Raw genomic sequence first — 26,061 nt, forward strand, 5'->3', positions numbered from 1 at the left:
CCAGGTTCTGGCTAAGCCGGCTTCAATCAAGCCGCATACCAAGTTCACTTCGGAAGTTTACGTTCTGTCTAAAGATGAAGGCGGCCGTCATACTCCGTTCTTCAAAGGCTATCGTCCACAGTTCTACTTCCGTACAACTGACGTGACCGGCAACGTTGAGCTGCCAGATGGCGTTGAGATGGTAATGCCAGGCGACAACGTTCAGATGACCGTTGAGCTGATCCACCCAATCGCGATGGATGAGGGCTTGCGCTTCGCTATCCGTGAAGGCGGCCGTACCGTTGGTGCGGGTGTTGTTGCTACAATTATCGCTTAATTGCGATAAGATTTGACGCAATGCACAAGGAAAGGGCATCATTTGATGCCCTTTTTGCACGCTGTTGTATAGAACCTGGCTCATCAGTGATTTTGCATCATAATCATTGCTGAGACAGGCTCTGTTTCACGGCGTTGGATACCGAGTTACGCTCAAAAGCTCATTCGGTTTGGATGCCTCGCACTGCGGGGCAGTATAGTTTCTGAATTATTGTGGCAGGTTGGTTTATGAGTGCGAATACCGAAGCTCAAGGAAGCGGGCGCGGCCTTGAAGCGATGAAATGGGTAGTTGTGATCGCATTGCTCCTGGTAGCAATCGTCGGCAACTATATCTATCGCGATGTAACACTGCCGCTGCGCGCGCTGGCTGTGGTTGTGCTGATCGCTGCAGCAGGCGGCATTGCTTTGCTGACAATCAAAGGCAAAGCGACTGTGGCATTTGCTCGTGAAGCTAAAACCGAAATGCGTAAGGTCATTTGGCCGACTCGCCAGGAAACATTGCACACCACGTTAATCGTTGCCGCGGTAACTGCCGTGATGTCACTGATTTTGTGGGGGCTGGATGGTATTCTGGTCCGTCTGGTATCGTTTATCACTGGCCTGAGGTTCTGAGATGTCTGAAGCTCCAAAAAAACGCTGGTACGTCGTTCAGGCGTTCTCCGGTTTTGAAGCCCGCGTAGCGAAATCGCTGCACGAGCATATCAAACTGCACAACATGGAAGAGCTTTTTGGCGAAGTCATGGTGCCGACAGAAGAAGTCGTCGAAATCCGTGGCGGACAGCGTCGCAAAAGCGAACGTAAATTCTTCCCTGGCTACGTATTGGTTCAGATGGTAATGAATGACGCCAGCTGGCACTTAGTGCGCAGTGTACCGCGTGTAATGGGCTTTATCGGTGGTACTTCTGACCGTCCTGCGCCAATCAGTGATAAAGAAGTTGATGCGATTATGAACCGCCTGCAGCAGGTGGGTGATAAGCCGCGTCCAAAAACGCTGTTCGAGCCAGGCGAGATGGTACGCGTCAGCGACGGCCCGTTTGCCGACTTCAACGGCGTGGTCGAAGAAGTGGACTACGAGAAGAGCCGCTTGAAAGTGTCTGTTTCCATCTTTGGTCGTGCAACGCCAGTGGAACTCGACTTCGCTCAGGTGGAGAAAGGTTAACCCTTTTGTTCACTTTTTAGCTCTTGCAGAAGGCGCGAAATTTACCTATAATTTCGCGCCTTTTGTTTTTATGTGCCGGCAACGGCATATAAATCGTTATCACGGGGAGCCTGTTTTTCAGGCGCTATAACCCAATTGAGGAATTATCATGGCCAAGAAAGTACAAGCCTACGTTAAGTTGCAAGTTGCAGCTGGTATGGCTAACCCAAGTCCACCTGTTGGTCCAGCACTGGGTCAGCAGGGTGTTAACATCATGGAATTCTGCAAAGCGTTCAACGCTAAGACTGAATCCCTGGAGAAAGGCCTGCCTACTCCTGTTGTTATCACCGTATACAGTGACCGTTCTTTCACCTTCGTTACCAAAACGCCTCCGGCTGCCGTACTGCTGAAAAAAGCAGCGGGCATCAAGTCTGGTTCTGGTAAGCCGAACAAAGACAAAGTCGGTAAAGTTTCCCGTGCTCAGGTACGTGAAATCGCAGAAACTAAAGCTGCGGACATGACTGGTTCTGACGTAGAAGCGATGACTCGCTCTATCGAAGGTACTGCTCGTTCCATGGGCCTGGTAGTAGAGGATTAAGAAATGGCTAAGCTGACCAAGCGCATGAGCGTAATCCGTGACAAAGTTGATGCTACTAAGCAGTACGACATCAACGAAGCTGTTGCTCTGCTGAAAGAACTGGCTACTGCCAAGTTCGTTGAAAGCGTTGACGTTGCTGTTAACCTCGGCATCGATGCACGTAAATCTGATCAGAACGTGCGCGGCGCGACCGTTCTGCCACACGGTACTGGTCGTTCAGTACGTGTTGCCGTCTTCACCCAAGGTGCAAACGCTGAAGCTGCTAAAGCAGCTGGCGCAGAGCTGGTTGGTATGGAAGACCTGGCTGAGCAGATCAAAAAAGGCGAAATGAACTTTGACGTTGTTATCGCATCTCCAGATGCAATGCGCGTTGTTGGCCAGTTGGGCCAGGTTCTGGGCCCACGCGGTCTGATGCCAAACCCGAAAGTTGGTACTGTAACGCCTAACGTTGCTGAAGCAGTTAAAAATGCTAAAGCAGGTCAGGTTCGTTATCGTAACGACAAAAACGGCATCATCCACACCACCATCGGTAAAGTGGATTTTGACACTGACAAATTGAAAGAAAACCTGGAATCTCTGCTGGTTGCGCTGAAAAAAGCTAAACCATCGCAGGCGAAAGGCGTGTACATCAAGAAAGTCAGCATCTCTACCACCATGGGCGCCGGCGTTGCCGTTGACCAGGCTGGTCTGAGTGCATCAGCAAACTAATTGCTGCTTGTAACGGGCGAAAAATTCATCTAGAATCTTACGCCCGTTGTTCTGGTTGTTTACGCAATTCAGAACCCAGATTCAAAGCGAGTGAGTGACAAAGTCTAAACACTTAGTTGTTCAGTCGCTTAGGTTGGAGCCAGGCCTTATCCTGGCCTCCGTCCGAGACCGCAGGAGCAGAATATTTTCGAATATCTTGCTTAATATCCTGCGTAGACGGTGACAGAACCAAAAAGAATTATTTCTTCGCTGGATTCTGCTCACCGTGTAATAGCGCTTATCGCCTTCGGGTGAATAAGTGAAGTGAGTTCCGGGAAATTATTCCCGGTCAATCCAGGAGCAAAAGCTAATGGCATTAAATCTTCAAGGCAAACAAGCGATTGTTGCTGAAGTTAGCGAAGTAGCCAAAGGCGCGCTTTCAGCGGTTGTTGCGGATTCCCGTGGCGTGACCGTTGATAAAATGACCGAACTGCGTAAAGCAGGTCGTGAAGCTGGCGTTTACATGCGTGTTGTTCGTAACACCCTGCTGCGCCGCGTCGTTGAAGGTACTCCTTTCGAGTGCCTGAAAGACACGTTTGTTGGTCCGACCCTGATTGCATACTCTTTGGAACACCCGGGCGCTGCTGCTCGTCTGTTCAAAGATTTCGCGAAAGCGAATGCAAAATTTGAGGTCAAAGCTGCAGCCTTTGAAGGTGAGCTGATCACGGCGGCCAATATTGACCGTCTGGCAACTCTGCCGACTTACGAAGAAGCACTGGCACGTCTGATGTCGACCATGAAAGAAGCCGCTGCTGGCAAACTGGTCCGTACTCTGGCTGCTGTGCGCGATGCAAAAGAAGCGGCTTAAGGCCAAATTCTTTTCCTTCGTGCTTGCTACCGTATAAACTTTTTCTGATTTTTAGGAACAATCGATATGTCTATCACTAAAGACCAAATTCTGGAAGCTGTTGCCGCTATGTCCGTAATGGAAGTAGTTGAGCTGGTTTCTGCTATGGAAGAAAAATTCGGCGTTTCTGCTGCTGCCGCTGTAGCTGTTGCTGCTGGCCCAGCTGAAGCTGTTGAAGAGAAAACTGAATTCGACGTAATTCTGAAAGCTGTTGGCGCTAATAAAGTCGCAGTAATCAAAGCAGTACGTACTGCAACTGGCCTGGGCTTGAAAGAAGCTAAAGACCTGGTTGAAGCTACTGGTACTATCAAAGAAGGCATCAGCAAAGATGACGCAGCCGCTCTTGAAGCTGCTCTGAAAGAAGCTGGCGCTGAAGTTGAAGTTAAGTAAGACAACCTTCGGGTTGCAGCCTGAGTAACATTAGGCTGATGGCTGGTGACTGTTTAGGTCACCAGCCTTTTTGCGCTACAGGGGAATGATGGCGTTTCGCACTGTTTGTCCGTCATTCCTCTTCAATATCTTTTTCTATCGACGCCTTAATATATCGCTCTCCTGCGAAGGTTCCCTGCCTGAACAACGGCGATGAAATGATTTAAGAGTGATAGAAAGATGTATTGCATGGGGTGCTACGCATCGCATGAAAAACAAAAAATAGTGTTGCATGAACTGTCCTTTTCAGGACGGACAGCGTGGTTCGACATGTCAGCTAGCTGAGGAACCCCATGGTTTACTCCTATACCGAGAAAAAACGTATTCGTAAGGATTTTGGTAAACGTCCACAAGTTTTGGACATACCTTATCTCCTTTCTATCCAGCTTGACTCGTTCCAGAAGTTCATCGAGCAAGATCCAGAAGGCCAGTACGGTCTGGAAGCAGCCTTCCGCTCCGTATTCCCAATCTCAAGCTACAGCGGCAACTCTGAGTTGCAGTATGTCAGCTACCGTTTGGGTGAGCCTGTCTTTGACGTAACTGAATGTCAGATCCGTGGCGTGACCTATTCGGCACCGCTGCGCGTGAAACTGCGTCTGGTGATCTACGAGCGCGAAGCGCCGGAAGGCACCGTAAAAGACATTAAAGAACAAGAAGTCTACATGGGTGAGATTCCACTCATGACGGACAACGGTACCTTTGTTATCAATGGTACTGAGCGTGTTATCGTTTCTCAGCTGCACCGTAGTCCTGGCGTGTTCTTCGACAGCGATAAGGGTAAAACGCACTCTTCCGGTAAAGTGCTGTATAACGCACGTATCATCCCTTACCGCGGTTCATGGCTCGACTTCGAGTTTGACCCGAAAGACAACCTCTTCGTCCGTATTGACCGTCGTCGTAAGCTGCCGGCCAGTATCATTCTGCGCGCGTTAAACTTCACCTCAGAACAAATCCTTGATCTGTTCTTTGATAAAGTCGTTTATGAAATCCGCGATAACAAACTGCAGATGGAACTGGTGCCTGAGCGCCTGCGTGGTGAAACCGCCTCCTTCGATATCGAAGCAAACGGCACGGTCTACGTTGAGAAAGGTCGTCGCATCACTGCGCGCCACATCCGTCAGCTGGAAAAAGACAACATTCAGCACATCGAAGTGCCAGTTGAATATATTGCTGGCAAAGTGGTTGCTAAAGACTACGTCGATCTGAACACCGGCGAGCTGATCGTTCCTGCGAACATGGAATTGTCACTGGATCTGCTGGCGAAACTGAGCCAGTCAGGCCACAAGCGCATTGAAACGCTGTTCACCAACGACCTGGATCACGGTGCGTACATCTCCGAGACCCTGCGTGTCGACCCAACCAACGATCGCTTAAGCGCGCTGGTTGAGATCTACCGCATGATGCGTCCTGGTGAGCCACCAACGCGTGAAGCCGCTGAAAACCTGTTCGAGAACCTGTTCTTCTCTGAAGATCGTTACGATCTTTCTGCGGTTGGCCGCATGAAGTTCAACCGTTCTCTGCTGCGTGATGAGATCGAAGGTTCAGGTATCCTGAGCAAAGACGACATCATCGAAGTGATGAAAAAGCTTATCGGTATCCGTAACGGTATCGGTGAAGTGGATGATATCGATCACCTCGGTAACCGTCGTATTCGTTCTGTTGGCGAAATGGCAGAAAACCAGTTCCGTGTGGGTCTGGTACGTGTTGAACGTGCAGTTAAAGAGCGTCTGTCTCTGGGCGACCTCGATACGCTGATGCCTCAGGACATGATCAACGCTAAGCCGATTTCGGCGGCGGTGAAAGAGTTCTTCGGTTCAAGCCAGCTGTCCCAGTTTATGGATCAGAACAACCCGTTGTCTGAGATTACGCACAAACGTCGTATCTCTGCTCTGGGCCCAGGCGGTCTGACCCGTGAGCGCGCCGGCTTCGAAGTACGTGACGTACACCCAACCCACTACGGTCGTGTATGTCCTATCGAAACCCCGGAAGGCCCGAACATCGGTCTGATCAACTCACTCTCTGTTTACGCGCAGACTAACGAATACGGTTTCCTTGAAACCCCGTATCGTCGCGTTGTTGACGGTAAAGTGGGTGATGAAATTCATTACCTCTCTGCAATTGAAGAGGGTAACTACGTTATCGCTCAGGCGAACACCAACCTCGCTGAAGATGGCAGCTTTGTTGACGATCTCGTCACCTGCCGTAGCAAGGGTGAGTCAAGCCTGTTCAGCCGCGATCAGGTTGACTACATGGACGTTTCCACCCAACAGGTGGTTTCTGTCGGTGCGTCACTGATTCCGTTCCTGGAGCACGATGATGCTAACCGCGCCTTGATGGGTGCGAACATGCAACGTCAGGCGGTTCCAACTCTGCGCGCTGATAAGCCGCTGGTTGGTACCGGTATGGAACGTGCAGTAGCGGTTGACTCCGGTGTAACTGCCGTCGCGAAACGTGGTGGTACCGTTCAGTACGTAGATGCTTCTCGTATCGTTATCAAAGTTAACGAAGAAGAGATGTATCCGGGCGAAGCGGGTATCGACATCTACAACCTGACCAAGTACACCCGTTCTAACCAGAACACCTGCATCAACCAGATGCCGTGTGTCAATCTGGGTGAGCCGATTGAGCGTGGCGACGTGCTGGCAGATGGCCCGTCTACCGACCTCGGTGAACTGGCGCTGGGTCAGAACATGCGCGTGGCGTTCATGCCATGGAACGGTTACAACTTCGAAGACTCCATCCTCGTATCCGAGCGTGTGGTTCAGGAAGACCGTTTCACCACTATCCACATCCAGGAACTGGCATGTGTGTCTCGCGACACCAAGCTGGGGCCAGAAGAGATCACCGCTGATATCCCGAACGTGGGTGAAGCTGCGCTTTCTAAACTGGATGAATCCGGCATTGTGTATATCGGTGCGGAAGTGACCGGTGGCGACATTCTGGTTGGTAAGGTAACGCCGAAAGGTGAAACCCAGCTGACGCCAGAAGAGAAACTGCTGCGTGCGATCTTCGGTGAAAAAGCCTCTGACGTGAAAGATTCGTCACTGCGCGTTCCGAACGGCGTATCCGGTACTGTTATCGACGTGCAGGTCTTCACCCGCGATGGCGTGGAAAAAGACAAGCGCGCGCTGGAAATCGAAGAGATGCAGCTGAAGCAGGTTAAGAAAGACCTGTCTGAAGAACTGCAGATCTTCGAAGCTGGCCTGTTTGGTCGTATCCAGGCAGTACTGATCTCTGGTGGTGTTGAAGCTGAGAAGCTGGACAAACTGCCACGTGAGCGCTGGCTGGAGCTGGGCCTGACTGACGAAGAGAAGCAGAACTCTCTGGAGCAGCTGGCTGAGCAGTACGACGAACTGAAGCACGAGTTTGAGAAGAAACTTGAAGCTAAGCGTCGCAAGATCACCCAAGGCGATGATCTGGCACCAGGCGTGCTGAAAATCGTTAAGGTGTATCTGGCGGTTAAACGTCAGATCCAGCCTGGTGACAAGATGGCAGGTCGTCACGGTAACAAGGGTGTTATCTCTAAGATCAACCCTATCGAAGACATGCCTTACGATGAGAACGGTACGCCGGTCGACATCGTACTGAACCCGCTGGGCGTACCATCGCGTATGAACATCGGTCAGATCCTGGAAACTCACCTCGGTATGGCGGCGAAAGGCATTGGTGAAAAAATCAATGCGATGCTGAAGAAGCAGGAAGAAGTCTCCAAACTGCGTGAGTTCATCCAGCGTGCTTACGATCTGGGCACTGATGTGCGTCAGAAAGTTGACCTGAACACCTTTACAGATGACGAAGTACTGCGTCTGGCAGAGAACCTGAAAAAGGGTATGCCAATCGCGACTCCGGTGTTTGACGGTGCGAAAGAGAGCGAAATCAAAGAGCTGCTGCAGCTCGGCGGATTGCCTTCTTCCGGTCAGATCACCCTGTTCGACGGCCGTACCGGTGAGCAGTTTGAGCGTCAGGTAACCGTAGGTTACATGTACATGCTGAAACTGAACCACCTGGTCGACGACAAGATGCACGCACGTTCTACCGGTTCTTACAGCTTGGTTACTCAGCAGCCGCTGGGTGGTAAAGCGCAGTTCGGTGGACAGCGCTTCGGTGAGATGGAAGTGTGGGCACTGGAAGCATACGGTGCCGCGTATACCCTGCAGGAAATGCTTACCGTTAAATCTGATGACGTTAACGGCCGTACGAAGATGTATAAAAACATCGTCGACGGTAACCATCAGATGGAACCGGGCATGCCGGAATCCTTCAACGTACTGTTGAAAGAGATTCGCTCGCTGGGTATCAACATCGAGCTGGAAGACGAGTAAGTACTCGCAAGTACTGGTTACGGGACGTGCACTTCGGGTGCGCGTCCCTGAGAGTTCCACTCCGACGGGAGCTAATCCGTGAAAGACTTACTTAAGTTTCTGAAAGCGCAAACTAAGACCGAAGAGTTTGATGCGATCAAAATTGCTCTGGCCTCGCCAGACATGATCCGTTCATGGTCTTTTGGTGAAGTTAAAAAGCCGGAAACCATTAACTACCGTACCTTTAAGCCTGAGCGTGACGGTCTTTTCTGTGCCCGTATTTTCGGACCGGTAAAAGATTACGAATGCCTGTGCGGTAAGTACAAGCGTTTAAAACATCGCGGCGTGATCTGTGAGAAGTGTGGCGTTGAAGTTACACAGACCAAAGTACGTCGTGAGCGCATGGGCCACATTGAGCTGGCTTCACCGACTGCGCACATTTGGTTCCTGAAATCACTGCCTTCGCGTATCGGCTTGCTGCTGGATATGCCACTGCGTGATATCGAGCGCGTGCTGTACTTCGAATCTTATGTGGTTATCGAAGGCGGCATGACCAATCTGGAGAAACGCCAGATTCTGACGGAAGAGCAGTACCTTGACGCGCTGGAAGAGTTCGGTGACGAATTCGACGCGAAGATGGGTGCGGAAGCTATCCAGGCGCTGCTGAAAAACATGGATCTGGAGCAAGAGTGCGAGCAGCTGCGTGAAGAGCTGAACGAGACCAACTCCGAGACCAAACGTAAAAAGCTGACCAAGCGTATCAAGCTGCTGGAAGCGTTCGTTCAGTCTGGTAACAAGCCAGAGTGGATGATCCTGACCGTTCTGCCGGTTCTGCCGCCAGATCTGCGTCCGCTGGTACCGCTGGACGGTGGTCGTTTCGCTACGTCGGATCTGAACGATCTGTATCGTCGCGTGATCAACCGTAACAACCGTCTGAAACGCCTGCTGGATCTGGCTGCGCCAGATATCATCGTACGTAACGAAAAACGTATGCTGCAGGAAGCGGTTGATGCACTGCTGGATAACGGCCGTCGCGGTCGCGCCATCACTGGCTCGAACAAGCGTCCGCTGAAATCTCTGGCAGACATGATCAAAGGTAAACAGGGTCGTTTCCGTCAGAACCTGTTGGGTAAACGTGTTGACTACTCTGGCCGTTCAGTTATCACCGTTGGTCCATACCTGCGTCTGCATCAGTGCGGTCTGCCGAAGAAAATGGCTCTTGAGCTGTTCAAACCGTTCATCTACGGCAAGCTGGAACTGCGTGGCCTGGCCACCACCATCAAAGCCGCTAAGAAAATGGTTGAGCGCGAAGAAGCTGTCGTTTGGGATATCCTGGACGAAGTGATCCGCGAACACCCGGTACTGCTGAACCGTGCACCAACTCTGCACCGTTTGGGTATCCAGGCGTTTGAACCGGTTCTGATCGAAGGTAAAGCGATCCAGCTGCACCCGCTGGTTTGTGCGGCATATAACGCCGACTTCGATGGTGACCAGATGGCTGTTCACGTACCGCTGACGCTGGAAGCCCAGCTGGAAGCGCGTGCGCTGATGATGTCGACCAACAACATTCTGTCACCAGCGAACGGCGAGCCAATCATCGTTCCTTCACAGGACGTTGTTCTGGGTCTGTACTACATGACCCGCGACAAAGTGAACGCCAAAGGCGAAGGCATGGTGCTGACTGGCCCGAAAGAAGCTGAGCGTGTTTACCGCGCTGGCCTGGCCGAGCTGCATGCACGCGTTAAAGTGCGTATCACTGAATATACCAAGAACGAGCAGGAAGAGTTCGTTGCGAAAACCAGCATTATCGACACCACCATTGGTCGTTCGATTCTGTGGATGATCGTTCCGAAAGGCCTGCCTTACTCCATCGTCAACCAGGCGTTGGGTAAGAAAGCGATTTCCAAGATGCTGAACACCTGTTACCGCATCCTGGGCCTGAAGCCGACCGTTATCTTTGCTGACCAAACCATGTACACCGGTTTTGCTTACGCAGCCCGTTCAGGTGCCTCTGTAGGTATCGACGACATGGTAATCCCAGCGAAGAAAGCGGAAATCGTAGCCGAAGCGGAAGCGGAAGTTGCTGAGATTCAGGAACAGTTCCAGTCTGGTCTGGTAACTGCTGGCGAACGTTACAACAAAGTTATCGATATTTGGGCCGCCGCTAACGAACGCGTTTCCAAAGCGATGATGGATAACCTGCAAACTGAAACCGTGATCAACCGTCATGGCGAAGAAGAGCAGCAGGTATCGTTCAACAGCATCTACATGATGGCCGACTCCGGTGCGCGTGGTTCTGCTGCACAGATTCGTCAGCTGGCCGGTATGCGTGGTCTGATGGCTAAGCCAGATGGCTCAATCATCGAAACGCCGATCACCGCGAACTTCCGTGAAGGTCTGAACGTACTCCAGTACTTCATCTCCACGCACGGTGCGCGTAAAGGTCTTGCGGATACCGCACTGAAAACCGCTAACTCCGGTTATCTGACGCGTCGTCTGGTAGATGTAGCGCAGGATCTGGTTGTTACCGAAGATGACTGCGGCACGTTCGAAGGCATCATGATGACTCCGGTCATCGAAGGTGGCGACGTTAAAGAGCCGCTGCGTGAACGTGTACTGGGTCGTGTAACGGCTGAAGACGTTCTGAAGCCGGGCACTGCGGACATCCTGATCCCGCGTAACACCCTGATCGATGAGCACTGGTGTGATGTGATCGAACTGAATTCAGTCGATGCGATCAAAGTGCGCTCGGTTGTTGGCTGTGAAACCGACTTCGGTGTGTGTGCACACTGCTACGGTCGCGATCTGGCACGTGGTCACATCATCAACAAAGGTGAGGCCATCGGTGTTATCGCAGCACAGTCCATCGGTGAGCCGGGTACACAGCTGACGATGCGTACGTTCCACATCGGTGGTGCGGCATCTCGTGCGGCTGCTGAATCCAGCATCCAGGTGAAGAACAAAGGTACTATCAAGCTGACCAACGCGAAGTCAGTAACCAACTCCTCAGGGAAACTGGTTATCGTTTCACGTAACGTTGAGCTGAAAATGATCGACGAGTTCGGTCGTACCAAAGAGAGCTATAAAGTACCTTACGGTGCGGTTATGGCTAAAGGTGATGGCGAGCAGGTTGCCGCGGGCGAGACCGTAGCAAACTGGGATCCACATACCATGCCGGTCATCACCGAAGTGGGCGGTTTCATTCGCTTCACTGACATGATCGACGGTCAGACCATTACGCGTCAGACTGACGACTTAACCGGTCTGTCATCGCTGGTGGTTCTGGATTCTGCAGAACGTACTGCGGGTGGTAAAGATCTGCGTCCTGCGCTGAAAATTATCGATGCCAACGGAAATGATGTTCTGATTCCAGGTACCGACATGCCAGCACAGTACTTCCTGCCGGGCAAAGCAATTGTTCAGTTGGAAGATGGCGTTAAGATCAGTGCCGGTGACACGCTGTCGCGTGTTCCGCAGGAATCTGGCGGTACCAAGGATATTACCGGTGGTCTGCCGCGCGTTGCTGACTTGTTCGAAGCGCGTCGTCCGAAAGAGCCAGCAATCCTGGCGGAGATCAGCGGTATCATCTCCTTCGGTAAAGAGACCAAAGGTAAACGTCGTCTGGTGATTACGCCGGTTGATGGTAGCGATCCGTACGAAGAGATGATTCCAAAATGGCGTCAGCTTAACGTATTCGAAGGTGAGCGCGTAGAACGTGGTGACGTCGTATCTGACGGCCCAGAGTCTCCGCACGACATCCTGCGTCTGCGTGGCGTCCATGCTGTGACCCGTTACATCACTAACGAAGTGCAGGAAGTTTACCGTCTGCAAGGCGTTAAGATTAACGATAAACACATCGAAGTCATCGTTCGTCAGATGCTGCGTAAAGCAACCATCTCGAGCGTGGGAAGCACCGACTTCCTGGAAGGTGAGCAGGCTGAATACTCTCGCATCAAGATCTCTAACCGTGAACTTGAAGCGAATGGCAAAATCGGCGCAACATTCATGCGCGATCTGCTGGGTATCACCAAAGCGTCACTGGCAACCGAATCGTTCATCTCTGCAGCATCGTTCCAGGAGACCACGCGTGTCCTGACCGAAGCAGCAGTTGCAGGTAAGCGTGATGAACTGCGCGGCCTGAAAGAGAACGTCATCGTGGGTCGTCTGATCCCAGCCGGTACCGGTTATGCTTATCACCAGGATCGTATGCGTCGCCGCTCTGCGGGCGAAGCACCGGTTGCACCGCAGGTCACTGCGGATGAAGCCTCTGCGAGCCTGGCTGAATTGCTGAACGCCGGTCTGGGCGGAAGCGACGACGAGTAATTCGTCTGCTAAAGCTGACCAATAAAAAACCCTGCCTCGGCAGGGTTTTTTTTCGTCTTCATTTTGTCAGAACTTGCGGCAGACATCTTCGCGGGTCAGTCCGATGTCGCGGAGCTGGTTATCACTCAGTTTTGACAGAATGCGGTGAGTTTCACGTCGTGCTTTCCAGTGTTTAACCATACGCACTGCGCCGCGGAAGATATCCAGTAAAGTGACGTCAAATGGTTTAGCCGCGCGGTTTTGATCGAATTCCATAATCCTTGCCCTCAGTAGGTTGCCTGAGATGCATTGTCTAATTCCTGCGTATTATGATACAGACGCAAAAATCACTTATCTTTAACATACAGATTGCGTTGTGGTGGATCTGAATGGTAATAATGAAGGCTATCTGTACTGGTTTATTATAATTAATGGCCGAGTGAGGCATACGATGACGCGCTACCAACATTTAGCATGTTTGCTTTCGGATCGTATCGAGCAAGGGCTGTACCGCAGCGGCGAGCGCTTGCCGTCGGTACGCACGCTTAGCCTGGAACACGGCGTGAGTATCAGCACCGTTCAGCAGGCATATCATCTGCTGGAAGAGAAGCAGCTGATCGTGCCGCAGCCACGTTCCGGATATTTCGTTGCAACACGCAAAGCGACGCCGCCGATGCCGGCCATCACCCGACCTGCACAGCGTCCGGTGGAAATCACGCAATGGGAATCTGTGCTGGAGTTGCTCAGCAGCCGAACTAATAGCGATGTGTTGCAACTCGGCAGCGGTATGCCTGATCTGACCCAGCCCACGTTGAAACCGCTGTGGAAAATTCAGAGCCGTATGGCGCAGAAGCAGGATATTGATCAGCTCAACTATGACAGTTTGCTGGGCGTCGCGGCACTGCGCGAACAGATTGCTCGCCTGACGATCGACAGCGGTTGTCAGCTCACGGCAGACGATATCGTGATCACCACCGGCTGCCATGAAGCGTTGTCGATTTCGATTCGTGCGATATGTCAGGCCGGTGACATCATTGCGGTGGAGTCGCCGACTTTCCACGGCACCATGCAAACTCTGCGTGGCTTCGGCATTCGCGCCATTGAGATTCCCACCGATTCGGTCACCGGCATCAGCCTGGAAGCGCTGGAACTTGCGTTCGAACAGTGGCCGATCAAAGCGGTGGTGGTGGTGCCAAACTGCAATAATCCGCTGGGCTTTATCATGCCGGAATCTCGCAAACGTGCGCTGGTGACGCTGGCGCAGCGTTTCGATGCCGCGATTATTGAGGACGATGTGTACGGTGAGCTGGCGTGGGAGTATCCGCGTCCAGTTACTATCAAGTCGCTGGATCACGATGGCCGCGTATTGCTGTGCAGTTCGTTCTCCAAGACGCTGGCACCGGGGCTGCGTGTTGGTTGGGTGGCGCCGGGACGCTATCGCGATCGCGTGCTGCACATGAAATACATCAGCACCGGCTCGACGGCCACACAGCCGCAGCATGCGGTAGCCGAGTTTATTCGCCTTGGTCATTATCTGCCGCATTTGCGCCGCATGCGTCAGGTGTATCAACGCAACTACGAAACCTTTAGTTGCTGGGTACGTCACTACTTCCCGTGCGGAATTTGTGTGTCGCGTCCGCAGGGCAGTTTCCTGATGTGGATTGAATTGCCAGAGGCGTTTGATGCAGTCAGGCTCAATACCGAATTGCGTGAGCTGAACATGCAGGTTGCAGTGGGCTCGCTGTTTTCGGCCTCGGGTAAGTATCGCAACTGCTTGCGCCTGAATTACGGTTTGCCAATGAATGAGCATACAGAGCAGGCGATAGCCCAACTCGGTGCAGCGGTAGAACGTGCCATGCTGGCTTGCAATATAGAAACCGTGCATACCTCCTCCCTGACTATGTGAAGAAAGGCAGGGCTGGGAGAGGTTAAGACCAGCCCTGGCCCGCTGCAAGCGACAGCGGGCAGGCACACTTTAGACTTGTCAGGAAATGACGCCAGCCCCTACATCACGCTGCTGCGCGGCAGATTCCAGCGTTTCATCCTCACTTACCACGCATTACATTGCTTCTGCAGGTTCGATTCCATTTTCCACCAGTGACAGCAACTGCTGCGTGGCTGCGCGCCAGTCGGCGGCTTGAGTTATCGCGCTCACCACTGCAATGCTGCCCACGCCGGTAGCCAGCACTTCCGGCACGCGCGCCAGTGAAATACCGCCAATCGCCACGGTTGGCACATCCTGCAAACGCGTCAGGTGGCGTTTCAACTCCACCACGCCCTGCGGCGCAGAAGGCATGTCTTTGGTTTGCGTAGGATAGATGTGGCCAAGCGCAATGTAAGAAGGGCGCAGTGCCAAAGCCCGATCCAGCTCGGCATCGTCATGCGTCGATAAACCCAGACGCAATCCTGCCTCACGAATGGCCGCCAGATCGGCCACATCGAGATCTTCCTGGCCGAGGTGCACGCCATAAGCGTGATATTTAATGGCTAAGCGCCAGTAATCATTGATAAACAGGCGAGCGCGATACTGTTTGCCGAGTGCAATTGCCTCGCGCACCGCATCTTCCACCTCATGATCTTCACAATCTTTGATGCGCAGCTGTATGGTGCGCACACCGGCTTCCAGCAAGCGCGCGATCCATTCCACGCTATCAACAACCGGATACAGCCCCAGTTTTGGGGCCGTGGCAGGAAAGGCGTTGGTCATACATTTTCCTCTTTAAGGGTATCGGCAGCGTGATAGATCTCGCCGCCACGATTGCGAAAGGCGTCCGACATTTGCGCCATACCCATCTCAATCGGCTGAGCTTCAGCCTGTTGGCGGGCGGCAAACTCACGCACTTCCTGCGTAATTTTCATCGAGCAGAATTTCGGGCCGCACATCGAGCAGAAGTGCGCCACTTTTCCCGATTCCTGCGGCAGGGTTTCATCGTGATAGGCGCGTGCGGTGTGTGGATCGAGCGCCAGATTGAACTGATCTTCCCAGCGGAATTCAAAACGCGCTTTCGACATCGCATTGTCGCGGATCTGTGCGCCGGGATGACCTTTCGCCAGATCCGCTGCGTGTGCGGCGATCTTGTAAGTGATCAGCCCTTGCTTCACATCCTCTTTATTCGGCAAACCGAGGTGCTCTTTCGGCGTCACGTAACACAGCATGGCGCAGCCGAACCAGCCAATCATGGCCGCGCCGATGCCGGAAGTGAAATGGTCATAGCCGGGCGCGATATCGGTGGTGAGCGGGCCAAGCGTGTAAAACGGGGCTTCGTGACAGTGCTCAAGCTGTTCGGTCATATTGCGACGAATCATCTGCATCGGCACATGGCCCGGACCTTCAATCATCACCTGCACATCGTATTCCCAGGCGATTTTGGTCAGTTCGCCCAGCGTATGCAGTTCAGCAAATTGCGCCTCATCGTTGGCATCCTGAATCGAACCGGGACGCAGGCCGTCGCCGAGCGACAGCGCCACATCGTAGGCGGCACAAATTTCACAAATCTCGCGGAAGTGCAGATAGAGGAAGCTTTCGGTGTGATGGGACAGGCACCATTTCGCCATAATCGAGCCGCCGCGCGACACAATGCCGGTCAGGCGTTTGGCCGTCATCGGCACATAGCGCAGCAGCACGCCGGCGTGAATGGTGAAGTAGTCAACGCCTTGTTCCGCCTGCTCCAGAAGCGTGTCGCGGAAAATCTCCCAGTTGAGATCTTCTGCAATGCCGTTCACTTTCTCCAACGCCTGATAAATCGGCACCGTACCAATCGGCACCGGGCTGTTACGCAAAATCCACTCACGCGTTTCATGGATGTAGCGGCCAGTAGAGAGATCCATCACGGTGTCTGCGCCCCAGCGCGTTGACCACACCAGCTTCTCCACTTCCTCTTCAATTGATGAGCTCACCGCAGAGTTGCCAATGTTGGCATTCACCTTCACCAGGAAGTTGCGGCCGATAATCATCGGTTCGGATTCGGGATGGTTGATGTTAGAGGGGATGATGGCGCGGCCGCTGGCGACTTCCTGACGGACAAATTCCGCGGTGATATTTTCCGGCAAGTTAGCGCCAAAACTGTGGCCCGGATGCTGCTGTAGCAGCACTTCACCGCGAATACGCTCGCGGCCCATGTTTTCACGCAGCGCAATAAACTCCATCTCCGGCGTGATGATGCCCTGCCGCGCATAGTGCAGTTGAGTAACCCGGTGACCCGCTTTGGCACGGCGCGGTTGCGGCAGATGCTCAAAACGCAGATGGTCGAGGCCTTCATCCGCCAGACGCTGCTGAGTGTAACTGGAACTCAGCTGGTGGATGGTTTCGCTGTCACCGCGTTCTTCGATCCAGTTGGCGCGCAGTCTTGCGAGCCCCTGATGCACATCAATAGTGGCTTGAGGATCGCCATAAGCACCGGCGGTGTCGTAAACCGGCACCGCTTCATTCGGCTCATAGCGCGGATTCTCTTTGCTGCCGCCAATGTGTGTCGGACTGAGCTGTATCTCACGCATCGGCACGCGAATATCCGCGCGGCTGCCGGTGATCCAGATACGTTTGGAGTTGGGGAAAGCGGTTCCCTGCAGGGAATCGATAAATTCTTGCGCCTGAGCGCGTTGTTCACGACGAGAAGTTTTAGCAGACATAGCAAGTTTCCGGTAAAGGTTGGAAGTTGCTTGTCCAGAGTTCGGAAGGAGTAACAGGTACGGTGCCGGGCGCCAACATGCACCGTGCTGATAATGTCTACTCTTGTTCCCTTCGCAGGTACTAACCTGATCAGGTTCCGCGGATCCCGAATTAACGGTCTCAGCCCCGAAGGGCACTCCGACAAGTTGGTGTTTTACGATATAAGCTACTTTGCTTGCTATGTCACGCCCGGGCAGTGCTCGTGACCGTCACGTACTACGTGTACGCTCCGGTCCCTGCGCGCTGTCCGAGCGTGAACTCGCTGCGCACGCTACGCTTATATCGCAAAATTTGACTCTTCAGGTTCAGGAAGAGGCATTAAAAAAAGCCCGTTCAGCATAAGAGGGCTTTTCTTGAATAACAAGTTTTTTACATCTTCGGGATGTTAAGCCGGGCGGGCGATGATACTGTCGTTGGCAACCGGCGGACGCGCCAGCTGGTTGTCCCAGGCGAGCTGCACCAGCTTATCTTCCAGCGTAAAGCGCGATTCCAGCACTTCGCCGACTTCGGAGAGTGCGGTTTGAAAATCCACGCAATTATCATCGTTAATCGCTTGCTGCAGATGGCTGTCGTAGAGCTGCATGATGCGGTCGGTATTCGCCTCAAGTGCCGGATAAATCTGCGCGGCCACGATTAATGGGCTATCACCCTGCATCTCACTAATGATGTGTTCATACACGCTGAAATGGCCAGTAGACAGGTAATCCACCAGGTTGTGACAAAATGCATCCAGCGCCTGTTCATCCAGCGTGGATAACGCATCTTTTTGTGGCTTCATGCCAATAAGCTCGTAGTAAGTGACGAGCAGCTGTCGACGGGCGCGCAGCCATGAATCAACCAATTCATTTCCGCCGCCAACACGCTCTGTCAGGTTCTCTAACTGGTTAAGCATATGGGGCTCCAGGTAGGTTATAGTTGTTTATTACAAACTTAATATTAGGATTTCAGCGTGCGATTTGACGCTAAGGACAACGATTAAGATGCAACGTGAGATCTCAAGCTTAGACGCTGGATGGTGGGTTGTCAGCCATGAGCAAAAACTTTGGTTGCCGCAGGGCGAATTGCCGCATGGCTTAGCCACCGATTTTGGCCTCAACGGCAGCAACGCGATTTTGATCGGCGAGTGGCAGGGCGAGAATGTCTGGCTGGTACGCGAATCGCGTCCGGATAGCATGGGCTCCGTGCGCCAACTGATTGATGAGGATGTCGGCCTGTTCCAAATCGCCGGACGTGGCGTGCAGCTGGCGGAGTTTTACCGCTCGCATCGCTGGTGCGGCTATTGCGGCCATGAGATGCACATCAGCAAACGCGAGTTCGCTTGTTTGTGCAATCACTGCCGCGAGCGCTATTACCCGCAAATTGCGCCGTGCATCATCGTGGCTATCCGCCGTGGCGATGAGATCCTGCTCGCCAATCATGCGCGCCACCGTAACAACATCTACACCGTGCTGGCGGGCTTCGTCGAAGTGGGCGAAACCTTAGAACAAGCGGTTGCGCGGGAAGTAATGGAGGAGAGCAATGTGCGGGTAAAAAACGTGCGTTACGTTACCTCGCAGCCGTGGCCGTTCCCGCACTCTCTGATGATGGCGTATATGGCGGAATATGACGGCGGCGATCTGCAACACGACGGCAAAGAGCTGCTGGATGCCGGTTGGTATCGCTATGACGATCTGCCGCTGTTGCCGCCGCCTGGTACGGTGGCGCGTCGCCTGATTGAAGATACCGTTGCCCTGTGTCGCGCCAGCGCGGCGTGAAAATGCTACACTGCCGGCCTTAGCATGAGAGAGCCCATTATGAGTGAACTGAAGAACGATCGTTATCTGCGCGCCCTGTTACGTCAGCCGGTAGATGTCACGCCGGTATGGATGATGCGACAAGCCGGGCGCTATTTGCCGGAGTACAAAGCCACGCGCGCTGAAGCCGGTGATTTTATGTCGCTGTGTAAGAATGCTGAGCTGGCGTGTGAAGTCACGCTGCAACCGCTGCGTCGCTATGCGCTGGATGCGGCAATCCTCTTCAGCGATATCCTCACCATTCCAGATGCGATGGGACTTGGGCTCTACTTTGAGACCGGCGAAGGCCCGCGCTTCTCCAATCCAATCACCTGCCGTGCGGATGTCGACAAGCTGCCGGTGCCGGATCCAGAGCAAGAACTCGGTTATGTGATGAACGCGGTGCGTACCATTCGTCACAACCTGAAAGGCGAAGTGCCGCTGATCGGTTTCTCTGGCAGCCCGTGGACGCTGGCAACCTACATGGTTGAAGGCGGCAGCAGCAAAGCGTTCACCAAAATTAAGAAGATGATGTACGCCGAGCCGCAAACCCTGCACAAGCTGCTGGATAAGCTGGCCGACAGCGTGATTCTTTACCTGAATGCGCAGATCAAAGCTGGCGCGCAGTCGATCATGGTGTTCGACACATGGGGCGGCGTGCTGACTGGCCGCGACTATCGCGAGTTCTCGCTCTATTACATGCACAAAATCGTCGATAGCGTGCTGCACGAGAACGAAGGTCGCCGCGTTCCTATTACGCTGTTCACCAAAGGCGGCGGCCAATGGCTGGAAGCGATAGCCGCGACCGGCTGTGATGCGCTGGGACTCGACTGGACCACCGATATCGCCGATGCGCGTCGTCGCGTGGGTGACAAAGTGGCGCTGCAGGGCAACATGGATCCTTCCATGCTGTATGCACCGCCTGCGCGCATCGAGCAGGAAGTGGCCGGGATTCTCGAAGGTTTTGGCGCGGGCGAAGGCCACGTGTTTAACCTGGGCCACGGCATCCATCCAGATGTGCCACCTGAGCATGCCGGCGCGTTTGTTGAAGCGGTGCATCGTCTGTCACGTCCGTATCATCAGGGCTGATAGTGGATTTAGCCGCACTTCGTCAGGAACAGTTACAGCGCGCTGCTGATGTGGTGCGGCAGGATGATTTCGACGTGCTGCCGCCGCGCTTTATTGGTGGTGCCGACGTGGGATTTGAACAGGGTGGCGAGATCACGCGTGCGGCTCTGGTCATCCTCGAGTATCCATCCTTAAAGATGGTGGAACATCGCATTGCACGCGTAGCCACCACCATGCCCTATATTCCGGGCTTCTTATCCTTCCGCGAAATGCCAGCGCTGCTGGAAGCCTGGCAGCAGCTCTCCCAGTTGCCCGATCTGCTGTTTGTGGATGGTCATGGTATTTCCCATCCCCGTCGGCTTGGCGTGGCGGCGCATTTCGGTTCGCTGGTGGATGTGCCCACCATTGGCGTGGCGAAGAAGCGGTTGTGCGGACGTTTTGCTGAGCTGGACGCCGAGCCAGGCAGTCGTCAGCCGCTGCTCGACAAAGGTGAACAGATTGGCTGGGTATGGCGCAGTAAAGCGCGCTGTAATCCGCTGTTTATCTCGACCGGGCATCGCGTCAGCATGGATAGCGCCTTGCATTGGGTGGAAGCCTGTACCGCAGGCTACCGTTTGCCTGAACCGACGCGTTGGGCGGATGCTGTCGCCTCCGGACGCCCGGCCTTTCTGCGCTGGCAAAACACGCCTTAACGCTGTTTGTGCCCGGCTTTTGCGGTACACTGCCGCCAGCTAACCTATTGAGAGTAAGTTTGATGTTACAGAATCCCGTCCATTTGCGTCTGGCGAAGCTTGAAAGCTGGCAGCATATGACTTTCATGGCCTGCCTTTGCGAGCGTATGTTCCCCAACTATTGGGCTTTCTGTCAGCAGACCGAATTCGCCGATCCGCAACTCTATCGCCGCATCCTCGATCTCATCTGGGAAAGCCTGACGGTTAAAGATGCCAAAATCAATTTCGACGGTCAGCTGGAGAAATTTGAAGCGGCGATCCCTGATGGTGACGATTTTGAGGTTTACGGTGTACATCCGGCGATTGATGCCTGCGTTGCATTAAGTGAACTGCTGCATGCACAGCTCAGCGGTGAAACGCTGGAGCACGCCGTTGAAGTCAGCCGCACATCGATCACCACCGTGGCGATTCTGGAAATGACGCAAGCCGGTCGCGAAATGACCGACGAAGAGCTGCGCGGAAATCAGGCTGTCATCGATGAATGGGACCTGCAGTGGGAGATTTTCCGCCTGCTGTCAGAGTGCGAGGAGCGCGACCTGGAATTGATTAAAGGCCTGCGTGCAGACCTGCGCGAAGCGGGAATCAGTAACATCGGTATACTTTTTCAGCAATAAGGCAAGAAAACGTGACTTCAGGCCCGAATTACCGCGCCTGGAGGCTTCACATCGGCCCCCTGTCTGGTCTACATTTGGGGGGCTGAAAATTGTGGCTATCGGTGCGTGCCGGCTGAACAAGGCCTGAGAATGGCTTTTCCCTCGCACTCGTTGCTTAGCAAGCGATAAATACACTTTAAGGATAACTTATGAACAAGACTCAACTGATTGATGTGATCGCAGAGAAAGCTGACCTGTCTAAAACCCAGGCTAAGACTGCGCTGGAATCTACCCTGGCTGCGATCACTGAGTCTCTGAAAGAAGGTGATGCTGTACAACTGGTTGGTTTTGGTACTTTTAAAGTGAACCACCGCGCTGAGCGTACCGGTCGCAACCCGCAGACTGGCAAAGAGATCAAAATTGCAGCGGCTAACGTGCCAGCGTTCGTTTCAGGCAAAGCTCTGAAAGACGCTGTTAAGTAAGTTTCCGCATTGCGGTTTAGCTTTAAAAGAGGGGGCGTTAGCGCCCCTTTTTGTTGCCGGGACCTGCCATGCTGAATTCAATTCCTCAGCGCGTTTGCGCCCTGTTATTCGGTGCGCTGCTCACGGGCTGTAGCTCCACTCCTGATCTTCCTGCCTTTACGGCGAGCGGCTATCTGGCCGACCGCGGTACCGTGCGCATCTGGCGCAAGAATAGCGACCATCAAGTGGTTCATCTGCGTACGGTCTTCACGCCCTTTAATGGCGATGCGATGGAAACCACTGATTACAACTGGCAGCAGCAGAAGCTGATTAGCGTCGAACGACGTGTCGCCGGTGCACAGCCGGATGATGTCACCTTACGCTTCGATCATCAGGGCAATCTCAATTTCATGCAGCGCCAGCTGGCGGGACGACGCGAAGCGGTTAGCGCTGATAGCGTTGAGCTGTATCGCTTCGATGCGCAGCGCATGCTGGATCAGAGCAATGCGTTGCTGGAAGGCCGCGTATTACTGCGTCAGGGCCATTGGCTGGGCGGCAATCAGGTGCGTGAGTGCGATGACACGCTGGTGAATGCGGCCTTTGATCGCGACACGCTGTATACGCTAGGTCGCCAGCAGCAGAGCCAGGCTGCGCCATTGATGGTGTCGTGGCTGGAAGCGCCGGAAGGTGTGCAACTGCTGCGTGCTACGCCGGATGACGAATGCAGCTGGCAGCCAAAAGAGAGTGATTTCTGACAGGCGGATAAGAGAAGGGGCACTTGCTGTGCCCCTTTGCATACTTATTTGCGGTTAATCGCGCGGTAGCCGATATCGCGGCGGCAGAAGCTGCCATCCCACGAGATATGCTGCGCCAGCGCATAAGCGTTTTTCTGCGCAGCGGCAACATCGTCGCCCAGTGCGGTGACGCACAGTACGCGACCACCGTTGGTGACCACCAGATCGTCTTTCATGGTGGTGCCAGCGTGGAACACTTTGCCGTCCGGCACTTCTTCCAGCGGCAGACCGTGAATCTGATCGCCCGTGTTGTAATCGCCCGGATAACCACCCGCCGCTAACACCACGCCGAGAGAAGGACGCGGATCCCACTGTGAGGTTTGCTGATCCAGTTTACCGTCGGTAGCCGCCAGACACAGCGCCACCAGATCCGACTGCAGGCGCAGCATGATCGGCTGAGTTTCCGGATCGCCGAAGCGGCAGTTAAATTCGATCACTTTAGGCTGACCGGCTTTATCGATCATCAAACCGGCATACAGGAAGCCGGTATAGATGTTGCCTTCTGCTTTCATACCGTTAACGGTTGGCCAGATGATCTGATCCATCACGCGCTGGTGGATCTCATCGGTTACCACTGGCGCTGGAGAATACGCGCCCATGCCGCCGGTGTTTGGACCGGTATCGCCATCGCCGACGCGCTTGTGATCCTGGCTGGTGGCCATCGGCAGCACATTGTTACCGTCGACCATCACGATAAAGCTGGCCTCTTCGCCATCGAGGAACTCTTCAATGACGATGCGGTGACCAGCATCGCCGAACGCATTGCCAGCCAGCATATCCTGCACAGCGGCTTCCGCTTCCGCCAGTTCCATCGCCACGATCACGCCTTTACCGGCAGCCAGACCGTCAGCTTTGATCACGATCGGTGCGCCTTTCTCACGCAGATACGCCAGCGCAGGCTCCACTTCGGTGAAGTTCTGGTATTCGGCGGTTGGAATCTGCTGACGTGCCAGGAAATCCTTGGTGAACGCCTTTGAGCCTTCCAGCTGGGCAGCGGCTTGCGTTGGGCCAAAGATCTTCAGACCTGCAGCACGGAACGCATCAACCACGCCAATCACCAGCGGTGCTTCCGGGCCAACGATGGTCAGATCGATCTTTTCCTGCTGCGCAAAAGCCAGCAGCGCGGGAACGTCGGTGGCGCTGATTGCCACGTTTTGCAGAGCTGGCTCGAGCGCGGTGCCCGCATTGCCTGGCGCGACAAATACGGTTTCCGCCAGTGGCGATTGTGCCGCTTTCCATGCCAGCGCGTGTTCACGTCCGCCATTACCAATCACTAAAATTTTCATCTGTACTGCTCCCAACAATTAATGGCGGAAATGACGCATGTCGGTAAAGATCATCGCGATGCCGTGCTCATCAGCGGCGGCAATCACTTCATCATCACGGATTGAACCGCCAGGCTGAATCACGCAGCTGATACCCACAGCCGCTGCGGCGTCGATACCGTCGCGGAACGGGAAGAAGGCATCAGATGCCATCGCGGAGCCTTTCACTTCCAGACCTTCGTCACCTGCTTTGATACCGGCAATTTTGGCCGAGTAAACGCGGCTCATCTGGCCGGCGCCAATGCCGATGGTCATGTTGTCATGTGCGTAGACGATGGCGTTGGATTTAACGAACTTCGCCACTTTCCAGCAGAACAGCGCATCACGCAGTTCCTGCTCGGTTGGCTGACGCTTGCTGACAACACGCAACTGGCTGGCATCGACCATGCCCAGATCGCGATCCTGAACCAGTACACCGCCGTTTACGCGTTTGAAATCCAGCGCCGCAACGCGACCTTGCCACTGACCACACACCAGAACGCGCACGTTCTGCTTAGCCGCGGTAACTTTCAGTGCCGCTTCGCTGGCGGATGGCGCGATGATCACTTCAACAAACTGTCGGCTGATAATCGCCTGCGCGGTGGCTTCGTCCAGTTCGCGGTTAAAGGCGATGATGCCGCCGAAAGCGGAAGTCGGGTCAGTTTTGTAGGCACGCTCGTAAGCGTCAAGAATCGAACCGCCAACTGCCACGCCGCATGGGTTAGCGTGTTTGACGATCACACAAGCGGCTTCGTCGAACTCTTTCACGCATTCAAGTGCGGCATCGGTATCGGCGATATTGTTGTAAGAGAGCGCTTTGCCCTGAACCTGCTGCGCGGTGGCCACTGAAGCTTCAGCAACATTCTCTTCTATATAGAAGGCAGCATCCTGATGGCTGTTCTCGCCGTAACGCATATCCTGCTTCTTAATGAAGTTAAGGTTCAACGTGCGCGGGAAGCGGCCGGCTGGTTCTTTGCTGTCGCTGTGATAAGCCGGCACCAGGCCACCGAAGTAGTTGGCGATCATGCTGTCGTAGGCGGCAGTGTGTTCGAACGCTTTGATGGCCAGATCGAAACGCGTTTCCAGCGTGAGCGAGTTTTCGTTGGCATCCAGCTCGGCAATGATTGCCTCGTAATCGCTGCTCTTCACTACGATCGCCACGTCTTTGTGGTTCTTCGCCGCTGAGCGAACCATGGTTGGGCCACCGATATCGATGTTCTCAACCGCGTCAGCTAATGAGCAATCAGGTTTGGCAACGGTTTGTGCGAAGGGATACAGATTAACGACCACCATGTCGATTGGGTTGATGGCGTGTTCAGCCATGATCGCATCATCCTGACCACGACGACCCAAAATGCCGCCATGCACTTTCGGGTGCAGCGTTTTGACGCGTCCATCCATCATTTCCGGGAAACCGGTGTAGTCAGAAACTTCGGTGACGGGCAGGCCCGCATCTGCCAGCAGACGTGCGGTACCGCCTGTGGAGAGCAGCTCAACACCACGACTGGAGAGTGCCTGAGCAAATTCGAGGATACCGGCTTTGTCAGAGACACTGAGTAGAGCGCGGCGTACAGGACGACGTTGTTGCATGGTGGTTTTATCCCTTGGCTTTGTTTCGCGTAAAAAAGAGCGTTACATCAAGCTTAGTGTCTCTCTTCTATATAGAAGGAAACGCTTGCCTCATGTAACGCCCCAAAAGGGGCATCCTTGACGTCGCCGGGCATTGTAGCGAAAACGTTTGCGTGATGCTCGCCTAAATTCATTTGTGCGGCAGAGTGTGGATAACACTGTGTGTAACTGCGTATAAGGCGGGGTTTTGCTGTGGAATGCAGCGAACGGTTGTTTTTATTGAATTTAGCGGTTGCGTGCTGAGAACAACTCCCTATAATGCGCATCCATCAACACGGCACAACGGTTTACGAAATGCAGTGTTGGTGAGGAAGATTCGATAAGAACTTCCGCCGGATGAAAACGCTGAAAAAAGTGTTTGACTCC

Annotated in this window: 21 protein-coding genes, 1 pseudogene and 1 riboswitch; of the genes and pseudogenes, 16 read left to right on the forward strand and 6 right to left on the reverse strand. The window is 53.8% G+C overall.

Going from position 1 to position 26,061, the window contains the following annotated elements; translation table 11 throughout:
- From tuf to rpoC, 9 genes and pseudogenes are all read left to right on the forward strand, one after another.
- Window positions 1-316, forward strand: a pseudogene (tuf, locus tag HX773_RS19360) (elongation factor Tu); the annotation flags it as partial.
- A gap of 227 nt (window positions 317-543) precedes the next feature.
- Entirely contained in the window at window positions 544-927 is a 384-nt protein-coding gene (gene secE, locus HX773_RS19365; RefSeq protein ID WP_064741592.1) for a preprotein translocase subunit SecE, read from the forward strand.
- Between the two features lies 1 nt (window position 928).
- A complete protein-coding gene (gene nusG, locus HX773_RS19370) occupies window positions 929-1,474 on the forward strand; it encodes a transcription termination/antitermination protein NusG (protein WP_007886300.1) in 546 nt (181 codons plus the stop codon).
- Between the two features lie 148 nt (window positions 1,475-1,622).
- Complete coding sequence (rplK, locus tag HX773_RS19375; protein ID WP_007886298.1) at window positions 1,623-2,051, forward strand: 50S ribosomal protein L11; 429 nt, start codon at window positions 1,623-1,625, stop codon at window positions 2,049-2,051.
- 3 nt (window positions 2,052-2,054) lie between these two features.
- The gene (gene rplA / locus HX773_RS19380) at window positions 2,055-2,759 is read left to right on the forward strand and encodes a 50S ribosomal protein L1 (RefSeq protein ID WP_007886296.1); all 705 of its coding nucleotides are present in this window, start codon (window positions 2,055-2,057) and stop codon (window positions 2,757-2,759) included.
- 349 nt (window positions 2,760-3,108) lie between these two features.
- Window positions 3,109-3,606: a 50S ribosomal protein L10 gene (gene rplJ, locus HX773_RS19385; protein ID WP_007886294.1), complete on the forward strand. Its 498-nt coding sequence runs from the start codon at window positions 3,109-3,111 to the stop codon at window positions 3,604-3,606.
- A gap of 66 nt (window positions 3,607-3,672) precedes the next feature.
- The gene (gene rplL, locus HX773_RS19390) at window positions 3,673-4,035 is read left to right on the forward strand and encodes a 50S ribosomal protein L7/L12 (protein WP_101763017.1); all 363 of its coding nucleotides are present in this window, start codon (window positions 3,673-3,675) and stop codon (window positions 4,033-4,035) included.
- Between the two features lie 332 nt (window positions 4,036-4,367).
- The gene (gene rpoB, locus HX773_RS19395) at window positions 4,368-8,396 is read left to right on the forward strand and encodes a DNA-directed RNA polymerase subunit beta (RefSeq protein WP_176972885.1); all 4,029 of its coding nucleotides are present in this window, start codon (window positions 4,368-4,370) and stop codon (window positions 8,394-8,396) included.
- Window positions 8,397-8,474: 78 nt separating this feature from the next.
- Window positions 8,475-12,698, forward strand: a complete 4,224-nt coding sequence (gene rpoC, locus HX773_RS19400) for a DNA-directed RNA polymerase subunit beta' (RefSeq protein ID WP_176972886.1) — start codon at window positions 8,475-8,477, stop codon at window positions 12,696-12,698.
- Between the two features lie 66 nt (window positions 12,699-12,764).
- Here rpoC and HX773_RS19405 read toward each other — a convergent pair whose 3' ends face one another.
- The gene (locus tag HX773_RS19405) at window positions 12,765-12,953 is read right to left on the reverse strand and encodes a DUF1127 domain-containing protein (RefSeq protein ID WP_008108404.1); all 189 of its coding nucleotides are present in this window, start codon (window positions 12,951-12,953) and stop codon (window positions 12,765-12,767) included.
- Between the two features lie 175 nt (window positions 12,954-13,128).
- Here HX773_RS19405 and HX773_RS19410 point away from each other — a divergent pair, with 175 nt between their 5' ends.
- Window positions 13,129-14,583: a PLP-dependent aminotransferase family protein gene (locus HX773_RS19410; RefSeq protein WP_176972887.1), complete on the forward strand. Its 1,455-nt coding sequence runs from the start codon at window positions 13,129-13,131 to the stop codon at window positions 14,581-14,583.
- Window positions 14,584-14,736: 153 nt separating this feature from the next.
- Here the strand turns inward: HX773_RS19410 and thiE are convergent, their stop codons facing one another.
- The 3 genes from thiE to rsd form a co-directional block, all read right to left on the reverse strand.
- A complete protein-coding gene (gene thiE, locus HX773_RS19415; RefSeq protein WP_176972888.1) occupies window positions 14,737-15,384 on the reverse strand; it encodes a thiamine phosphate synthase in 648 nt (215 codons plus the stop codon).
- Window positions 15,381-17,303, reverse strand: a complete 1,923-nt coding sequence (gene thiC / locus HX773_RS19420; RefSeq protein ID WP_176972889.1) for a phosphomethylpyrimidine synthase ThiC — start codon at window positions 17,301-17,303, stop codon at window positions 15,381-15,383. Before thiC ends, thiE begins: the two co-directional genes overlap by 4 nt.
- A 90-nt stretch (window positions 17,304-17,393) precedes the next feature.
- A riboswitch (TPP riboswitch) is annotated at window positions 17,394-17,494 on the reverse strand.
- Window positions 17,495-17,728: 234 nt separating this feature from the next.
- Window positions 17,729-18,235, reverse strand: coding sequence for a sigma D regulator (gene rsd, locus HX773_RS19425; protein WP_176972890.1), 507 nt, complete (start codon window positions 18,233-18,235; stop codon window positions 17,729-17,731).
- Window positions 18,236-18,323: 88 nt separating this feature from the next.
- On the opposite strand from rsd, the gene nudC reads away from it, so the two are divergent.
- The 6 genes from nudC (at window position 18,324) to HX773_RS19455 (ending at window position 22,723) form a co-directional block, all read left to right on the forward strand.
- The gene (gene nudC, locus HX773_RS19430) at window positions 18,324-19,097 is read left to right on the forward strand and encodes an NAD(+) diphosphatase (protein ID WP_176972891.1); all 774 of its coding nucleotides are present in this window, start codon (window positions 18,324-18,326) and stop codon (window positions 19,095-19,097) included.
- A gap of 39 nt (window positions 19,098-19,136) precedes the next feature.
- A complete protein-coding gene (gene hemE / locus HX773_RS19435; protein ID WP_008108418.1) occupies window positions 19,137-20,204 on the forward strand; it encodes a uroporphyrinogen decarboxylase in 1,068 nt (355 codons plus the stop codon).
- Between the two features lie 2 nt (window positions 20,205-20,206).
- A complete protein-coding gene (gene nfi / locus HX773_RS19440; protein ID WP_176972892.1) occupies window positions 20,207-20,875 on the forward strand; it encodes a deoxyribonuclease V in 669 nt (222 codons plus the stop codon).
- Between the two features lie 62 nt (window positions 20,876-20,937).
- Window positions 20,938-21,528 (forward strand): YjaG family protein, encoded by a 591-nt coding sequence (locus tag HX773_RS19445; protein ID WP_061720552.1) that lies wholly within the window; start codon window positions 20,938-20,940, stop codon window positions 21,526-21,528.
- A gap of 188 nt (window positions 21,529-21,716) precedes the next feature.
- Complete coding sequence (hupA, locus tag HX773_RS19450) at window positions 21,717-21,989, forward strand: nucleoid-associated protein HU-alpha (RefSeq protein WP_007886275.1); 273 nt, start codon at window positions 21,717-21,719, stop codon at window positions 21,987-21,989.
- Between the two features lie 68 nt (window positions 21,990-22,057).
- A complete protein-coding gene (locus HX773_RS19455; RefSeq protein WP_176972893.1) occupies window positions 22,058-22,723 on the forward strand; it encodes a DUF1481 domain-containing protein in 666 nt (221 codons plus the stop codon).
- 44 nt (window positions 22,724-22,767) lie between these two features.
- On the opposite strand, the gene purD is transcribed toward HX773_RS19455, so the two are convergent.
- Both purD and purH read right to left on the reverse strand, forming a co-directional pair.
- Window positions 22,768-24,048 carry a phosphoribosylamine--glycine ligase gene (gene purD / locus HX773_RS19460; protein WP_176972894.1) on the reverse strand — a complete coding sequence of 427 codons (1,281 nt, stop codon included), beginning with the start codon at window positions 24,046-24,048 and terminating at the stop codon, window positions 22,768-22,770.
- An 18-nt stretch (window positions 24,049-24,066) separates the two neighbouring features.
- Window positions 24,067-25,656 carry a bifunctional phosphoribosylaminoimidazolecarboxamide formyltransferase/IMP cyclohydrolase gene (purH, locus tag HX773_RS19465; RefSeq protein ID WP_176972895.1) on the reverse strand — a complete coding sequence of 530 codons (1,590 nt, stop codon included), beginning with the start codon at window positions 25,654-25,656 and terminating at the stop codon, window positions 24,067-24,069.
- Between the last annotated feature and the right edge of the window lie 405 nt (window positions 25,657-26,061).

The organism is Pantoea sp. B9002, from assembly GCF_013385945.1.
GTDB lineage: Bacteria > Pseudomonadota > Gammaproteobacteria > Enterobacterales > Enterobacteriaceae > Pantoea.

Coding starts and splice junctions, on each gene's coding strand:
- HX773_RS19455 (WP_176972893.1), top strand. CDS start 22,058: ATGCTGAATTCAATTCCTCAGCGCGTTTGCGCCCTGTTATTCGGTGCG.
- rplJ (WP_007886294.1), top strand. CDS start 3,109: ATGGCATTAAATCTTCAAGGCAAACAAGCGATTGTTGCTGAAGTTAGC.
- hupA (WP_007886275.1), top strand. CDS start 21,717: ATGAACAAGACTCAACTGATTGATGTGATCGCAGAGAAAGCTGACCTG.
- secE (WP_064741592.1), top strand. CDS start 544: ATGAGTGCGAATACCGAAGCTCAAGGAAGCGGGCGCGGCCTTGAAGCG.
- HX773_RS19445 (WP_061720552.1), top strand. CDS start 20,938: ATGTTACAGAATCCCGTCCATTTGCGTCTGGCGAAGCTTGAAAGCTGG.
- rpoB (WP_176972885.1), top strand. CDS start 4,368: ATGGTTTACTCCTATACCGAGAAAAAACGTATTCGTAAGGATTTTGGT.
- HX773_RS19410 (WP_176972887.1), top strand. CDS start 13,129: ATGACGCGCTACCAACATTTAGCATGTTTGCTTTCGGATCGTATCGAG.
- nudC (WP_176972891.1), top strand. CDS start 18,324: ATGCAACGTGAGATCTCAAGCTTAGACGCTGGATGGTGGGTTGTCAGC.
- thiC (WP_176972889.1), bottom strand. CDS start 17,303: ATGTCTGCTAAAACTTCTCGTCGTGAACAACGCGCTCAGGCGCAAGAA.
- purH (WP_176972895.1), bottom strand. CDS start 25,656: ATGCAACAACGTCGTCCTGTACGCCGCGCTCTACTCAGTGTCTCTGAC.
- rplL (WP_101763017.1), top strand. CDS start 3,673: ATGTCTATCACTAAAGACCAAATTCTGGAAGCTGTTGCCGCTATGTCC.
- rplK (WP_007886298.1), top strand. CDS start 1,623: ATGGCCAAGAAAGTACAAGCCTACGTTAAGTTGCAAGTTGCAGCTGGT.
- rsd (WP_176972890.1), bottom strand. CDS start 18,235: ATGCTTAACCAGTTAGAGAACCTGACAGAGCGTGTTGGCGGCGGAAAT.
- rplA (WP_007886296.1), top strand. CDS start 2,055: ATGGCTAAGCTGACCAAGCGCATGAGCGTAATCCGTGACAAAGTTGAT.
- purD (WP_176972894.1), bottom strand. CDS start 24,048: ATGAAAATTTTAGTGATTGGTAATGGCGGACGTGAACACGCGCTGGCA.
- nusG (WP_007886300.1), top strand. CDS start 929: ATGTCTGAAGCTCCAAAAAAACGCTGGTACGTCGTTCAGGCGTTCTCC.
- HX773_RS19405 (WP_008108404.1), bottom strand. CDS start 12,953: ATGGAATTCGATCAAAACCGCGCGGCTAAACCATTTGACGTCACTTTA.
- hemE (WP_008108418.1), top strand. CDS start 19,137: ATGAGTGAACTGAAGAACGATCGTTATCTGCGCGCCCTGTTACGTCAG.
- thiE (WP_176972888.1), bottom strand. CDS start 15,384: ATGACCAACGCCTTTCCTGCCACGGCCCCAAAACTGGGGCTGTATCCG.